14 protein-coding genes are annotated in these 14,826 nt (G+C 47.2%); 3 read left to right on the plus strand and 11 right to left on the minus strand.

The window, feature by feature from the left end:
* Positions 1–175: 175 nt before the first annotated feature.
* From ACQSGY_RS26035 to ACQSGY_RS26050, 4 genes are all read right to left on the minus strand, one after another.
* The gene (locus ACQSGY_RS26035) at positions 176–628 is read right to left on the minus strand and encodes a nuclear transport factor 2 family protein (RefSeq protein WP_427181535.1); all 453 of its coding nucleotides are present in this window, start codon (positions 626–628) and stop codon (positions 176–178) included.
* A gap of 78 nt (positions 629–706) precedes the next feature.
* Positions 707–1,879, minus strand: a complete 1,173-nt coding sequence (locus tag ACQSGY_RS26040) for an MFS transporter (RefSeq protein ID WP_427181536.1) — start codon at positions 1,877–1,879, stop codon at positions 707–709.
* 264 nt (positions 1,880–2,143) lie between these two features.
* Positions 2,144–2,551, minus strand: coding sequence for an Rrf2 family transcriptional regulator (locus ACQSGY_RS26045; protein ID WP_427181537.1), 408 nt, complete (start codon positions 2,549–2,551; stop codon positions 2,144–2,146).
* Positions 2,552–2,704: 153 nt separating this feature from the next.
* Positions 2,705–3,544, minus strand: a complete 840-nt coding sequence (locus ACQSGY_RS26050; RefSeq protein ID WP_427181538.1) for an AraC family transcriptional regulator — start codon at positions 3,542–3,544, stop codon at positions 2,705–2,707.
* Positions 3,545–3,661: 117 nt separating this feature from the next.
* Here ACQSGY_RS26050 and ACQSGY_RS26055 point away from each other — a divergent pair, with 117 nt between their 5' ends.
* Both ACQSGY_RS26055 and ACQSGY_RS26060 read left to right on the plus strand, forming a co-directional pair.
* Positions 3,662–4,666, plus strand: a complete 1,005-nt coding sequence (locus ACQSGY_RS26055) for a Gfo/Idh/MocA family protein (RefSeq protein ID WP_145406624.1) — start codon at positions 3,662–3,664, stop codon at positions 4,664–4,666.
* 70 nt (positions 4,667–4,736) lie between these two features.
* Entirely contained in the window at positions 4,737–5,687 is a 951-nt protein-coding gene (locus tag ACQSGY_RS26060; RefSeq protein ID WP_145406623.1) for an aldo/keto reductase, read from the plus strand.
* 728 nt (positions 5,688–6,415) lie between these two features.
* On the opposite strand, the gene ACQSGY_RS26065 is transcribed toward ACQSGY_RS26060, so the two are convergent.
* Complete coding sequence (locus ACQSGY_RS26065) at positions 6,416–7,438, minus strand: Gfo/Idh/MocA family protein (protein ID WP_145406622.1); 1,023 nt, start codon at positions 7,436–7,438, stop codon at positions 6,416–6,418.
* Positions 7,439–7,536: 98 nt separating this feature from the next.
* Positions 7,537–8,313: a sugar phosphate isomerase/epimerase family protein gene (locus ACQSGY_RS26070; RefSeq protein ID WP_145334688.1), complete on the minus strand. Its 777-nt coding sequence runs from the start codon at positions 8,311–8,313 to the stop codon at positions 7,537–7,539.
* Between the two features lie 225 nt (positions 8,314–8,538).
* Between ACQSGY_RS26070 and ACQSGY_RS26075 the strand changes: the two genes are divergently transcribed.
* On the plus strand, positions 8,539–9,384 hold the full coding sequence (locus ACQSGY_RS26075; RefSeq protein WP_282446408.1) for a helix-turn-helix domain-containing protein: 846 nt from the start codon (positions 8,539–8,541) through the stop codon (positions 9,382–9,384).
* 209 nt (positions 9,385–9,593) lie between these two features.
* On the opposite strand, the gene ACQSGY_RS26080 is transcribed toward ACQSGY_RS26075, so the two are convergent.
* From ACQSGY_RS26080 to mmuM, 5 genes are all read right to left on the minus strand, one after another.
* Complete coding sequence (locus ACQSGY_RS26080; protein ID WP_184183255.1) at positions 9,594–10,349, minus strand: amino acid ABC transporter ATP-binding protein; 756 nt, start codon at positions 10,347–10,349, stop codon at positions 9,594–9,596.
* Entirely contained in the window at positions 10,349–11,104 is a 756-nt protein-coding gene (locus ACQSGY_RS26085) for an amino acid ABC transporter permease (RefSeq protein WP_184183252.1), read from the minus strand. The genes ACQSGY_RS26080 and ACQSGY_RS26085 overlap by 1 nt, the downstream gene beginning before the upstream one ends.
* Positions 11,105–11,151: 47 nt before the next feature.
* Positions 11,152–12,486, minus strand: coding sequence for a CapA family protein (locus tag ACQSGY_RS26090; RefSeq protein WP_427181539.1), 1,335 nt, complete (start codon positions 12,484–12,486; stop codon positions 11,152–11,154).
* A 13-nt stretch (positions 12,487–12,499) separates the two neighbouring features.
* Positions 12,500–13,336, minus strand: a complete 837-nt coding sequence (locus tag ACQSGY_RS26095; RefSeq protein ID WP_111272682.1) for a transporter substrate-binding domain-containing protein — start codon at positions 13,334–13,336, stop codon at positions 12,500–12,502.
* Positions 13,337–13,753: 417 nt separating this feature from the next.
* Positions 13,754–14,824, minus strand: a complete 1,071-nt coding sequence (gene mmuM, locus ACQSGY_RS26100; protein ID WP_427181556.1) for a homocysteine S-methyltransferase — start codon at positions 14,822–14,824, stop codon at positions 13,754–13,756.
* Positions 14,825–14,826 lie beyond the last annotated feature (2 nt).

The raw sequence follows: 14,826 nt of genomic DNA on the forward strand, positions 1-14,826 counted from the left end.
ATTCTTTATTTCACTGTTAAAGAGAATTGCTAAAAATATTAATTTATAATGTTAGGTTATTTGCATGGCTAGTGCTCCTGGAATCGTTAGATTTCAGTACAACTCCAAAAGTGGGAAATAAGGCTCCCTGAAATCGTTAGAATTTTGCAGCTGTAGAGTGCGCGATGTTATTCATCTATTCAAACAAATCGAGACGAAGGCGCTTCAGGCTGGTATGCTTGATGCACCATTGCCCGTCAATTTTGACAAATGTCTCGTGATAATGTCCAAATCCATGGAAGGATTTATTCTCATTGCCTTCCGGAAATGTCACCCAGTCCTCCATCGGAGAGATGACCTTCGCTTCTGTGTCCGATACAAACTCCACCTCTGCACTATGCACATGATGTACCGTTACCGCCGGGTTTACAAGGTCACGAAACACTTGTACAATCGTATCACGACCAGTCAAAACCGGAATTGGATTACCCTCCGTACTGAAGTCCGCAACAGCATCCGGTGCAAAAACCTGACCCAGTTCATCCCAGGCTTTCGTATCAATATAGCGGCAGTAGCGTGCCTTCGTATTTCGAATTTGCTCCAGAGCCAGCAATTGCTCCAGTTCGGTCATCGTTGTTGTTAGACTCATAAATATTTCCCTCCAAAGATGTTAAGAATGCGATCAAGTATGTAGATAAAGTATCTTCCTTATTGTAGCATTCTGTATTCATAAAAAACTAGAGACTTGCCGCTCCTGTCTGTTCTGCTCTTTACCCGGGGGAATCAGATATAATCCTAATGGGAGAAGTAGCAACATCATCACTGCAAATACAATATAAGGCACGTTGGGACCAAATGAATCAAATAGATATCCTCCCAATGCCGCACCGGCCATGCCTCCCAGATTGTTGCTGATCGAGAATTTACCAAATGCATCTCCTACATGAGCTTGCAGTGTGCCCTTAATAAATACCCCATCCAGTGCGTAAGCTTGAATTGAAGAAAACAGGTCCCTTACTGTGCAGATGATCGCAAACAGAAGCAAACTCGGTGAGAAGGCCAGACCAAGTGCACCCATGCTGCATACAGCCATGGCCATTAGAATGGTTTTTCGATATCCTCTTTGATCCCCTACCCTTCCCAATTTCGAACTTACAAGTGGAAAAATAAGCATCGGAACAAGGAATACAATCGTTATCAGTTCGATGCTGGCCCCGTACACCTTCTGCATATACGGGATAAAAATAACTCCCGACATGGCAGATACCACACTAATACTTACGTTAAAACACCAGATTTTACGCTGACTAATAGATAATCGGGTTTTCTCCTTCTTATGATTTGTCATCTCTTTTGGGCGAATTTCAGGCGATTTCAACGTGTAGATACATGCCAGCAGAGAACCTGCCCCACAGATCAGAAACAACACACTCCAGCCTTGGACAAATTCGAAGCTGCTTAATACGAGATAACATATGCCTACTCCCGCCAGACGACCCAATTGTTGCTTGCTGTCGAAGGCTCCCATTTGCTGGCCTAACTTTTGATTACTATCCGAGATTAGCCCGATTAACGCCATCGTAAGCAGAATACCAGCTGCTCCATGAACGACGATCGCAGAAACTAAAATAGATAGCGTGTTGGCTGCAGCATAAATAAAATAAGCCGCTGTATAACATATCAATGCACACAGAATTATACGATGACGGCTGTAGCGATCAGATACTCTACCCAGTACAAGCTTCAATATAATTTGTGTAAAAGATAGAATCGATACGGTTAATGAATATTGAAACGTGCTATAACCAAGCTCTCTGATATAAATCGGGAGTAAAACCCATAGAAATATCCCTGGCAGGGATATCAGCATTAACGGGATTGAAAGCTGTTTGTATTTCATAAGGCACCTCTATACTCATTCATCATTTCAAAACAAGGCCATTCATGTGGAATATAAATACAAATAAAACTCATTATACCACAACCGTTTCCTGCACGTGAATTAGCGTACTGCGTTAACTGTATGGTCTAAGTGTCAGCACGCTGTTTCACGTATGAAAAATCCCCCTCATCTCTGGCGAGAATTGGGGGATTTCAAATCATAATTTGAATACAGAAGACTGATTATCCATCTGTTATAACTGGCTGGCGCTGTCTTGAGGCTTTACAGCGAATGAGCTTTTCTCATCTGAGATGCCAGCTCGGACATCTTTTTATGATGCAGGAAACTCTCCATCTCTTCCTCCGCCTGAACCATCACCTGCTGGATCAAACATTCGGCATTATGATTTTGCGAGCATTCAAACAAGGAGGCCCGGCCTTCGATCGCATGAATAATTTCCAGAAAAGACGGATCAGGATTCTTCCGGCTGAGACGATAACCGCCATTGGCACCAGAAGTGGATTCAATCATCCCTGCCTTTACCAGCTTGGTAAGAATTTTGGATAGGTACGTTGGAGACACTTTCTGAAAATCAGCCAGTTGATGCACGCTGACCAGCTGCTCAGGCGCTGTGCTGACGAGATACAGCATCGTATGCAGCGCATAGTTTGTCGCTTTGGAATATTTCATGAGAGTACACCTCATTATATACGGATTTAATTTATCCATAATAGACCTGATTGGACGCCCTGTCAAACAAACGGCTAAGCAATATACAAACGATATAAGTTGAACTAAAGATTTTACACACGTTCAGTTGTCAGGTTGATTAATACGAATGGGCTAGTGGTGATACAGTCCCCGGTAATCGGTGGGCGTCATGCCCTCATGGGCCATAAACTGGCGGTTAAAGTAGCTGGCATTCGGGTACCCCGCTTCCTCCGCAATCTGCCCGATGTTGTCCGAGGGACGTTCGAGCAGCCACTGCTTCGCCATCTGCAGCCGGGAGCGCGTAATGAACTCCAGTGGAGTCATCTCCACAGCATTTTTAAATATTTTGCAAAAATAATACGTGCTCACCCCTGCTCGATCTGCCCAGTCCTGTAACAAAAACGGTTCACACGCCTCCTGCTGCATCTGCGGCAATAACGCCAGCACCCGGCTTTCCGTTTTGCTTGTTGCCCGTGTATTTTTGAGCGGAACGGCATGCTGAACAAATTCTGCAAGTAAAGCATACGTCAGTGTCGACAGCTGCGCTGGACGAAGCATCTTGTTCTGCTCGGCCTCTTCCAGCAGCGCCAGGTGAGCCTCCTCCCAGGACGCACGCTGCCTTAGCGTCCATAACAGATTGCGATGCAGCCCGCGCTCCAGCATATAATCATGCAGACGTTCTCCGTAAAAATGCACCCAGCGCACGTCCCAAGGCTCGTCTTTACTACTATAATAATGCTGCCGCTGATGCGGAAAATAGAGTACCGCCTGACCCGCCCTAAGCTCATGCACGACACCGTCTGCTTCCACATATCCTTTGCCGGCTGCAACATAATGAATATTGAAATTGTTCAGCACACCTGCCTCTCGCAATACGGAATGCTGTTCATGATCGGTATAATGTCCGACAGACTCCGGGTAACAGAAGTAGGGAATATCCTGCAGGGTCAGCAGCACCGTCTGTCTCATCATAGTGCTTCACTCCATTAAACAATATTGTGTTAACTAACTTCAATATATTATCATTTTAATTCATTCATCTATTCATTATAATCACAATATACATTCAATTACAGGAGGAAACAAGTTATGAATTCTGTTCAAAAGTTACGCTGGGGTATTCTTGGCAGCGCCAACATTGCGATAGGTTCTGTCATTCCTGGCTTACAGCAATCGGAGTTGAACGAGGTTACTGCCATCGCAAGCCGGGACCTTGATAAAGCACAGCAAACTGCTGATAAACTTGGTATTGAAAAGGCTTACGGGAGTTATGAAGCTATTTTAGAGGATGACTCTATTGATGCCGTTTACATTCCGCTACCGAATCATTTGCACCGGGAATGGACGATCCGCGCAGCGCAGGCTGGCAAACATATTTTATGTGAAAAACCACTGGCTCTGACCGAAAAGGAAGCTCTCGAAATGGTTGAAGCTTGTGCAGATGCAGGCGTGCATCTGGCTGAAGCGTTTATGTACCGCCATCACCCGCGTTATGACCAGATTCGTGAAATTATTGCCAGCGGCGAGATCGGTGAGATCCGCGGTATTCACAGTACGTTTTCATTTAACAATTCCGGTTCATCGGGCAACGTGCGTTTCCGTAAAGAATGGGGCGGCGGCGCGCTGTACGATATCGGATGTTATTCCATCAGTGCAGCCCGGCTTCTGTTAGGGCAGGAACCCAAGGCAGTAACGGTCATCGGCATGTTCTCGCCGGAGCATGATCAGGTCGATATGATGGCGTCCGGTCTGCTTGAATTCGATAATCATGTCGGCGTTACCTTTGACAGCAGCATGTGGGCGGCCTTCCGCAATACGCTGGAGGTGCTTGGCTCCGACGGAATTATTGAAGTGCCTTCTGCTTATATTGCTCGCCAGGACAGCAGCTCTAACTTCTTCGTTACATCAGGTGGGGAGCGTCGCGAGGTTGAAGTGCAGCAGGTCAATCACTACGCTTTGCAGGGAGATGATATGGCGCGTGCTGTGCTGCAAGGGAAAGAGCTTCGTTTCGCCCCTTCCGATGCGGCAGCCAATATGAAAGTGCTCGAAGCTTGTCTTCGCTCAGCGGAGGAACGTACACGAATCACGCTGTGAGGCAGCAATCTAATGATGAGTTAACCCATTAAGACAAATTTGTCTTTGATCAGAGAGGATGGATGAATCAATGGAATATATTGAAATCGCTGGTGCAGGCAAACCTGTCTCCCGATTAATCAAAGGAACAGACTATTTTGTGCATGACGCCTATGAGAAAGCCGCGACAAACCTGGATGCATTCCTGGCGATCGGTGGTAACACGGTGGATACAGCACATATCTATTGCGGTGGACAGAGCGAAGAGGTTCTTGGTCGTTATATGAAGGAACGCGGCAATCGCGACCAGATGGTCATTCTGACTAAAGGAGCCCATCACAATCAGCATGGCCCTCGTGTGAATGCAGATGCCATTCGCAGTGACCTGACGGATAGCCTGGAGCGGCTGCAAACGGATCATGTCGAGCTGTATGCGCTCCATCGGGACGATCCCAACATCCCTGTCGCTGTAATCCTGGAAGCACTGAACGAGCATATCGAATCTGGCAAAATCGGCGCCATCGGCGCCTCCAACTGGACCTGGCAGCGGCTGGAGGAAGCTAACGCTTATGCCGCATCCCATGGTCTCAAGGGATTCACGTTCAGCAGCCCGAACCTCAGTCTCGCCAAGGCTAACGAGCCATTCTGGGCAGGCTGTGTATCCGCAGATGCCGAGACGCTCGCATGGCATGAGCAGACACAATTGCCGCTCCTGTCCTGGTCTTCTCAGGCACGCGGTTTCTTCACTGGCCGATTTACGCCTGAAGTACGAGATAATGCTGACCTGGTGCGTGTATTCTACAGCGATGGCAACTGGGAGCGGCTGCGCCGTGCCGGAGAATTGGCTGAATCGAAGAACACAACAGCTATTCAGATTGCTCTGGCATACGTATTGAATCAGTCCTTCCCGACCTGCGCATTGATCGGGGCACAGAATCAGGCAGAGCTGCTCTCCTGCGACGAAGGCTCACGCATTACGCTCACTTCAGAAGAGATTGCCTGGATTGATCTGGCGAGTGAGGTTAAACCGGCAGGCCTGTAAGTTACCGCCTGAAGTTTTAAACTCGCTAAACGTAAAAAACACAAGACGTTAAAAAAGCTGATGCGACCAAACAATAAAGGGATCAAGGCAAAGAACTCTTCGCCTTGATCCCTTTATTGGGATAGCTCGATAATATGTGTTGTCTGTGGAGTAACGCACACTCACACTCACACTCACACTCACACTCACACTCACACTCACACTCACACTCACACTCACACTCACAAAGTATACTTTTTATCGCTCCACTGTAAATCCCTCATTTGTACCTATCTGGAACCATCGGCTGCAGCCCAACAAGCTACGCCAGAACTCTAACGATTCCAGATGACACTATTTACCTCATTTTGGCCCACCCTCACCTGTAACGATTCGTAGAAGCGCTATTTCCACATTTCACACTCAAATCTGCTCATTTTGAGCTATTTCGGAGGAAATAGCGTCTCTGGAGATCGTTACATTTCTCAGGCTGCCAAAATTATGCAAGTAAGCTCATCTGAGATCGTTAGCCTAACCTAACGTTTCGCGCACCTTCGCTCATTTGGTTCTCCTCCACTCACTCACATAAAAAAAGACATCCACCAGCATACTGCACACTGGAGAATGTCCTTTAGTTGAATTCATATTCATTCTACACCATAGGCACACAAGGAATCATCGCTTCATTCGCTTACGGTGGCACACCTAAGAATTACGAACCAAAAGCGGATTCTAGCCTATCCGGCCTACTACAGCTTGATGATTTGACCTGTTTTCTGGGATTCAAATGCAGCCAGGATCACTTGCAGAGAACGCAGGCCCTCTTCACCAGAGATGGTTGGTGGCGTTTTGGTCACAATAGACTCAACAAATGCATCGATCACACCGCTTGGTACTTGCTTTTCATTTGTCGCCATAGCGCCCACTTTGTACGTCTCAACCGTACCGTTGGTAAGCTCAACGATAACCTCGTCGCCATCCACAGTACCAATTTTCATTACGCCGTTCTCACACCATAGCACGGTGCTGTTGTCTCCGCCTCTGTATTGTGTCCAGCTGGCTACGAGTGTGCCAATTGCACCGCTCTTCATGCGAAGCAGACATGTAGCATTGTCATCTACATCCGTGCCTTCTTTGTGCAGCGTGCTGATGAAACCAGCCACTTCGGATACTTCATCGTTCAGCAAATAACGGATAAAGTCAGATTTGTGCACGCCCAGGTCGCCCATTGCGCCCATAATCGCTTCTTCTTTGCGGAAAAACCAGCTGCCTGCTCCATCCAGGCTCCAGCCTTCCGGGCCCGGGTGACCAAAGGATGTGCGGAAATTCAGCACTTTGCCCAGACGGCCGGAATCGAGAATTTCTTTTGCTTTCACGTGCGGCGGCATCAAACGTTGGTTGTGACCTACCATCAGATATACGCCATTTTTCTTAGCCGCCTCAATCATTTGCTCGCCTTCTTCAGTAGAAACCGCCATCGGTTTCTCAACCAGCACATGCTTGCCCGCATTGGCAGCAGCAATCGCCATAGGTGCATGCAGATAGTTCGGTGTACATACGCTCACTGCATCTACTGTTGTTTCATTGGCAAGCAATTCCTCATAGCTGGAATACGCTTTACCGCCGTACAATTCAGCCATTTCCTGCGCACGCTCCACAACCGGATCAGCAAATGCAACAAGTTCTACGTTCTCATTGGCAGCGTACTCTGGAATATGTCTGCGCTGGGCAATCGCTCCGCAGCCGAATACAGCAACTTTAATTTTACTCATGTACAAAATTCTCCTTTGACAATTAGATTCATGTTTGACACGGTCAAATGTTACTTCCTAAACGAATGCAGGTTAACGCTCTTCAAATATGGAACCGCTTAAAACTGGTTCAAATAGTTTTGCTTCAGCCAGTTGTGGCTGTTCTCTACGCTCTCGAGCGGCGGATTCTGGCATACGTCCTGTTCCACGATAAGCCACTCTACACCTGCATTTGTTGCGCTTTCAATTACAGCCGGCAGATCTACTTCGCCTTGTCCAAGCTCCAGTGTTTTCATCTGACCCTGCTCGTCTTTGCTGAAATCTTTCAAGTGAAGCAACGGCAAACGGCCCGCATATTTATTAATATACTCGATCGGATTTTGTCCGGCAAACTGCACCCAGCATACGTCCATTTCTACTTGCACCGCTTCCGGTGTCGTTTGAGCGAACATGGCATCAAACGCATTGGCATCTCCAACCTGACCATGGAATTCAAAGTCATGATTGTGGTAACCAAAGATCAGGCCTTGTTTCGCCGCTTCGGCTCCATACTGCTGTAATTCTTCAAACAGCTTAGTCCAGCCCTCCGCATTGTCCGGGCGATCCTCCGGCATCAGATAAGGGCAGATCATATATTGTGCACCGATCGTTTTCAGGTAATCGATTTGTTTTTGCAAATCCTCGCGCATGGCATGCAATGATACGTGACTGCTGAATCCTTTCAGACCTAGCTCGTCTAGTAGCGCTTTCATTTCCTCTGCTGGAATGTCGCCATATCCGGCAAACTCGACCCCTTCATAACCAAGGGCGGCTACTTTGCGCAGTGTACCACGAAAGTCTGCTGCAGTTTCATCACGAAGTGTAAAAAGTTGCAAACCAATGTTAAGTTTTTTCATGACAGATACTCCTCTGCTCTCGAAATTTGCTTGCATTGCTCTATCTGGTATCATCCTAACGCAAAACAGGCTAGAATGAACATATACAATATAGTCAGAACATGAACTATCTGCTCAAATTTTATTTCCATCCTGAAGTAGTCCAATCCCTTTGGCTATATAACTTCACTCGAACATCACCAGACTCATGGACACAGCAGGATCGAATCAGGGGAGGCGTACATCTTGGACACATTGCACACATCGGACACATCCACATCCGTACTGATCTGTGACTACTCCTATCATTACAAGGCATTCAGTCATAATATGAAAGGCGAGCTATCCACCTATCTGTTCCGTTTGCAGACGGAAGGCTCGTGTAAAGTATACGTGCAGGAGCAGGAATATCGCATGACAAGCGGTGATTTGCTTTTACTCAAACCGGGAGATGATTACCGCCTTGTGGTGGATGAACCGCATAAGGAAGGGCGTTTGTCCAGCGGCGATTACTACCTGTTCTGTGAAGGCAGCTGGATTGAGAAGTGGTGGAAACGCCAGTCCCGCCCTACCGTAAGCCGCATCGGCCTGGATGACAAGCTGATCAGTCTATGGCGCAACATGCTGCTGGAGAAACGGCGCGGGCCGCTGGAGGAAAATGCCGAGCTCAAGGATGCATTGCTGCGGGGACTATGCTTGTACATTGACCGGGCAATTACGGAAAATATTCAGACGGATCGGGCCGTTTCCTCGGCTCTCAAGCTCAAGCGTTTTATTGAAGAACATGCTACCGTGACGTTCAAGCTGGATGAAGCTGCACGTTACGCCGGACTCAGCCTTTCTCGCGCCGTTCGTTTATTCAAGGAACATTACAACCAGACCATGATTCAGTATGCCATCGAAATCCGTCTGAATGCCGCCCTGGAGCGCATGAAATACAGTGAAATGACATTAGAGCACATTGCCGAATCCTGCGGTTTTGCAAGCTATTCCTATTTTCACCGGGTATTCCGTGCACACTTCGGCGTATCTCCGGCAGAGTATCTTAAATCCAGGCAGCATGAACCGACGGATGATCTGGAACATGTGTAACACTGCTTCTCATAGCAAAATAAAAACGCTTTGGGCTTCACACATACAGCGTGTGTCTCTCCCAAAGCGTTTTATATATAACGATACGAGTCGTCAACCTCGTATGTTCGCATGTTATTCAAATCAGATTGAATGCGTTCAGTGCATAAATTTCGTGTCAGGCAAAACTTCAGGAGGAGATCATCCAACCGTACAGCTTCAGTCGCACCTTATGCCCGATGCTCGCCTTTGTTGCGGAAATAATTGTGCAAAAACTCTTTGGCACGTTCCGATTTCGGGTGGTTAAACACTTCATCGGGTGTACCTTCTTCAACAATTTTACCCTTATCCAGAAACAACACCTTGGTTGCCACTTCATAAACAAAGCTCATTTCATGCGAAACGAGAAGCATCGTTTGTCCCGAAGCAGCTGTCTTTTTGATCGTCTGCAGCACTTCACCCACCAGCTCCGGGTCAAGCGCAGAAGTTGGCTCGTCCAGCAGCAGCAGCTTGGGTTTCATCGCAAGTGCACGTGCAATACCCACACGCTGCTGCTGACCACCAGACAGATGTTTCGGATAATAATGTGCACGTTCGGACAAGCCGACCTGCTCCAGCTGCAATTTAGCCAGTTCAGTCGCTTCTTTATCATTCATTTTTTTGACAACCTTCAAGCCTTCTTTTACATTATCCAGAGCCGTACGGTGCTGGAACAGGTTGAAGTGCTGGAATACCATAGCCGTCTGCTTGCGCAGCTCAAGCCGCTGCTTGTTTGTAATAGTACTGAAATCAACTTTGAAGCCTTCCAGATCCAGCTGACCCTGATCGGCTGCTTCCAGACAGTTTAATGCCCGTAGAAAAGTAGATTTCCCTGCACCCGAAGAGCCAATCAGCGCCACGACATCTCCCTTCTGAATATCAACCGAAAGATCATTCAGAATCAGATTGTTATGGAAGGATTTTGACAGATGACTTACCTTGATCATTAAATGCCCCTCCTTCCCCATGAAAACCAGCCGCGATTCATCGTTTGCTGCACTGGATCAGGAATAGAGAAGCGTTTCTCCAGAAAACGAAGAATCTGTTCGATAATAATGGTCATCACCCAATAGATGAGGGCCAGAGCGAGATATACTTCGAAAAAGCGGAAGTTGCTGCCCGAAATAATTTTACCTTGTGCCGTCATCTCAATAACCCCTGCAACAAACGCGAGTGATGTACCTTTTAACAGACCTATAAGGGCATTGCCAAGAGGTGGAATCGCTACAACGAGTGCTTGGGGAACTATAACTCTCTTCAGCACTTGAAGATAGGTCATGCCAAGGGATTCCGCTGCTTCAATCTGCCCTTTGTTTACGGATTGCAGAGCTGCACGAATCGTCTCGGAATTGTAAGCAGCCTCATTAAATGCAAATGTCACCAGTACAAAAAGCATTGCGGGTACCGCATTAATGTTGTAATCGGTGCCGTACTGCTGGTTGATAAACTTTAATAACAGCGGTATCCCGTTATACGTCAGATAAAGCTGTACGATGATCGGTGTCCCCCGGATGAACGAAATAAACAGCGTGACAAGCTGGCTGAGTACTGGTACTTTTTTCATGCGTATCACCGCAAACAGCAAAGCAAAGACCAGACCTACAACCATTGAAATCGCCGTAATCTGCAGACTCACAGGAAGAACCTCTAACAGACGAGGGATGGCTGAAAACACCGCGTTAATATCGAAAATTTCTCCCATGGTTTACATCCTTCCACCTTCATTTTCAAAAAAAAGCAAGAGCGGAATTACTTCCACTCTTTCACAGTTAAACGTTCGCCTTGGCGTATAATTTCAGTGTTGTAGCGCTCTTTGCTCACATGATTGAGCCTTTCAACTAAAGAAGCCGTAGCCTCCTCCGAAGCAAGCACAGGCAAACCTCGTTTGGTCACGCGGGCATGAGTTAATCTGAGATCAATCGGAATCAACTCATATTCAAACTTCTGCTGATCTGCATTCAGGTCAAACGAAATCAGGAAGTTCTCCGAAAATTTCCGGTGACTATAGAAGCCCTGCCAGTTTCCATCGCTATCTTTGGTTCTGTTCTTGTGAAGCGTAGAGGGTGATTCATTTTCTGCATAACCGTAAGCTGTGAACATCTCAGGGGATATAAGGGATTCCCCCGCCTCAAATTCCATAATCAAGCTGCCAATGTTATAGAAAATCGGCTGACCCTGATACAGCTCCACACCTCTTGTAAAATGCGCACCATGTCCGAATACACAATGAGCTCCTGCATCCACAGCACTTCTTGCGAAAGTCTCAATAAATTCCGCCGGATAATCCGAATACCAGTCCTCATTCTCTCCCTCATGCGTATGCAGATTCACGAAAACAAAATCACTGCGTTCCTTGGCATCACGGATCGTTTCCAGAATCTCCTGCTGATCCTGGGCATGCGCTGTTGTTTTAACGCGAGAGTTATCGCCCTTTTCAAAGGTCAGATAACCCTCAAACAATGATCCAAACTCATAGTGATTTTCGGATTTGCTCTTGAATGTCTCAATCCGTTTACCTGTTTCCATACTTGCCGCAATGCCAATCCGTTCGCTAATGCCCTTCAAAGTCTCAAAATCCTGCTCATTAACCACATACGTACGTGACCAGCGAAGTGGATTCAGACCTGGACGGGCGGGAACACCATTCCCCGGATTGGATGCCGCAAATACTTCGCTGCGTGTTACACCAATCGTAATGATGGCAATTCGTCCATCAGCTGTATCGATAAATACCGGCTTACGAGCTTCGTGCAGACTCATTCCAACTCCCAGAGGAATCAGACCGCGCTGTTCCGCTTCAGCAAGCGTATCCGTAATTCCTTCGATGCCGTAATCCCCCGTGTGGTTGTTGGCAAAGCCGACATAGCGAATATTCAAACGTGCGAACTCGTCCAGCGTTTTGGGACGTACACTGGTCTGGTATCCCCGGCCTGCGGCCGGTACTGTATTTTTACGCGGGGTAACAAATTCAGCATTGGTGAAAACCTCATCAGCTTCCTTTAAAAGAGCCAGCAGGTTCGGGTCCATGGTTTTATCTACATGACTGCTGGAAAACAACGCGTCTCCTGTAACGATAAATTTCATATGATCCCCTTCCCTACTCCATCAATTCTTTCTTAGGCAGATAGTCGCCGCCGAGCTGCTCTTCACTGATCTTGAGCAATGTACCGTCATTGTACATTTCTTTAATTCTTTTGTTCACAGCATCCAGCAATGCACTGTCCGCCGACTTGGAGAACAGGATGTAGGAACCCGGGTCACTATTTTCAGTAGAGAATGGAACAACTTTCAGATTAGTGAAGCCATGCTCCTTGATTGCTTTTTCCGCCGAAACACGAGAAATAATCCGAACGTCATATTTTCCGGCTTCAATGCCTTCAAATTGTTTAACAAAGTTTTCTTCGGTGTACATAATATCTGCTTTGGCATCCGGATGCTCTGTATTATAGTTCTCCAGCAGCGTTGCACCTGAGTTGCCTACTTCGGTTACTGCCTTGTATCCTTTCAAATCTTCAATCGATTTAAGGGTGTTATCATCCTTGCGTACCACAAAAACGTTAGCATTTTCGATAATAGGCAAAGAGAAATTATATTTGCTGCGTCGTTCTGGATTGGAACTGAAGTTGTTGGCTCCTAATTGAAAACGTCCATTATCCAGACCTGTCAGAATGCCTTCAAACTCAATCGCTTGTACTTCAAGTTTATACTCAGGGAGCTTCTCGAAAATGGCTTTCATGACTTCGACATCATAACCAGTAAGTGTACCGTCTTTATCGTAGCTGAACGGGTTACTTACGCCGCTTGTTGCCGCAATAATCGTCTTCTGACCAGATTCCGCACCCGCACCTGAACTTGCTTCGTTTTTGTTGCCGCAACCGGCAATCATCAACCCGAGCACTAATAAAAGAATTCCCGGCACAAACTTCTTCTTCATTGTTATATCCCCCTTGTTGTGTTATCTCTCTGTTATTCTAACCATGAATTATAATTCATAGTAAATTAGTATGAAATGTATTATGTCACGGTGTACATGCTCTGTCAAGGTAATTCGACAAAGAAAACTACATATTACGACACCTTTCTACATCTTCCAAACGACACTCTTCTACATGCTCCGCAATAAACTTTCCTGTGACTCTCCTCCGGCAAAAATGTACAATATTAGAAACAGCTTCTTCAAAATCCATGTATCATCTATTCAATCTTTACTAAATTAAACTGGAGCGATCCCATGACCGGCTGGCTTCCAGAGAAATTCGTCAAATGTCACTTCGCATGCTCGCAATTGAATAAACAACAAACAGCCCTTACCTGCTCACTCGATAGGTAAGGGCTGTTTAGCCTATTTCCGTTAATTTCGCCACTTCTTCGCCAGCTCGCTAATCTGATGCGGTGTTGTGCGGCAGCAGCCGCCAATAATCTGGGCGCCCGCAGCAACCCATTGCTCCGATGCGTCCTTCATACTGCCACAGGAGCCTTGACCGCTCCATGTTTTGGTTTCCGCATCGTAAGTCTCGCCTGAATTGGGATATACGATAACCGGTTTATCACTGGCACGGCGCAAGATACCAATCGCTTCCGTAACGACTTCCATGGGAGCGCAGTTCAGACCAATCGCCGCAAGCTGCGGCTCTGAACCAAATGTCTGGGCACATACCTCGAGCGGCGTGCCTTCGCTGATGCTTGTCCCGTCTTTTAACGAGAACGAAAGCCAGGCACTTGTCTCCGGAAATTCCTTGAGCAATTCAACCAGCACCCGAGCCTCCTGCAATGAAGGGATCGTCTCAAGCGCCAGCACATCTGCTCCCGCTTCAACCAGCGCTGCCATACGCGGACGATGGAATGCTGCCAATGTCTCATCCGATACGCCATAATGCCCCACGTACTCTGAACCATCCGCCAGATAAGCACCGTATGGCCCAACGGAGCCAGCGACTATAGGGCGCGGACGCCCCAGCTTCTCGCCACCTGTGTGCTCACCTGTACGATTTTCACTCTGCTCTTTTCCCACGTTCTCGGCATGTCCCGAAGCGACTTCTGCACCTGGTCTCGTTGAACTGCCGCCTTCTACTATGACATCCTGCACTTCTGTCCACACGTCATCTCTCGCCTTTGCGGCCAGCTCTACCGTCTTGCGAATCAGCTCCAGTGCAGCCTGCTCTCCAATGCCACGCTTGCGGAAACCTTCGACAGTGGCCTGATAGCTTGAAGTAATTGCACAATCTGCTCCTGCACGGAAATAATCCGCGTGTACCTGCACAATGACATCCGGGTTCTCCAGCAGCACACGTGCAGACCAGAGCGGGTCATCCAGATTACAACCATGCTGCTCCAGCTCTGTAGCCAGTGCACCGTCCAGAATCATGAGTGGATAGTCGTTCAGAATACGTTGAATTACATTGATATCATTCGTTTGCTCCATTT

Origin of the sequence: Paenibacillus sp. TC-CSREp1 (assembly GCF_050171015.1) — a bacterium.
Taxonomy (GTDB): domain Bacteria; phylum Bacillota; class Bacilli; order Paenibacillales; family Paenibacillaceae; genus Paenibacillus; species Paenibacillus silvae.

Bases quoted from the DNA above. Each gene is read 5' to 3' on its own strand.
- ACQSGY_RS26035 (WP_427181535.1), bottom strand. From the start codon at position 628: ATGAGTCTAACAACAACGATGACCGAACTGGAGCAATTGCTGGCTCTG.
- ACQSGY_RS26040 (WP_427181536.1), bottom strand. From the start codon at position 1,879: ATGAAATACAAACAGCTTTCAATCCCGTTAATGCTGATATCCCTGCCA.
- ACQSGY_RS26045 (WP_427181537.1), bottom strand. From the start codon at position 2,551: ATGAAATATTCCAAAGCGACAAACTATGCGCTGCATACGATGCTGTAT.
- ACQSGY_RS26050 (WP_427181538.1), bottom strand. From the start codon at position 3,544: ATGATGAGACAGACGGTGCTGCTGACCCTGCAGGATATTCCCTACTTC.
- ACQSGY_RS26055 (WP_145406624.1), top strand. From the start codon at position 3,662: ATGAATTCTGTTCAAAAGTTACGCTGGGGTATTCTTGGCAGCGCCAAC.
- ACQSGY_RS26060 (WP_145406623.1), top strand. From the start codon at position 4,737: ATGGAATATATTGAAATCGCTGGTGCAGGCAAACCTGTCTCCCGATTA.
- ACQSGY_RS26065 (WP_145406622.1), bottom strand. From the start codon at position 7,438: ATGAGTAAAATTAAAGTTGCTGTATTCGGCTGCGGAGCGATTGCCCAG.
- ACQSGY_RS26070 (WP_145334688.1), bottom strand. From the start codon at position 8,313: ATGAAAAAACTTAACATTGGTTTGCAACTTTTTACACTTCGTGATGAA.
- ACQSGY_RS26080 (WP_184183255.1), bottom strand. From the start codon at position 10,349: ATGATCAAGGTAAGTCATCTGTCAAAATCCTTCCATAACAATCTGATT.
- ACQSGY_RS26085 (WP_184183252.1), bottom strand. From the start codon at position 11,104: ATGGGAGAAATTTTCGATATTAACGCGGTGTTTTCAGCCATCCCTCGT.
- ACQSGY_RS26090 (WP_427181539.1), bottom strand. From the start codon at position 12,486: ATGAAATTTATCGTTACAGGAGACGCGTTGTTTTCCAGCAGTCATGTA.
- ACQSGY_RS26095 (WP_111272682.1), bottom strand. From the start codon at position 13,336: ATGAAGAAGAAGTTTGTGCCGGGAATTCTTTTATTAGTGCTCGGGTTG.
- mmuM (WP_427181556.1), bottom strand. From the start codon at position 14,824: ATGGAGCAAACGAATGATATCAATGTAATTCAACGTATTCTGAACGAC.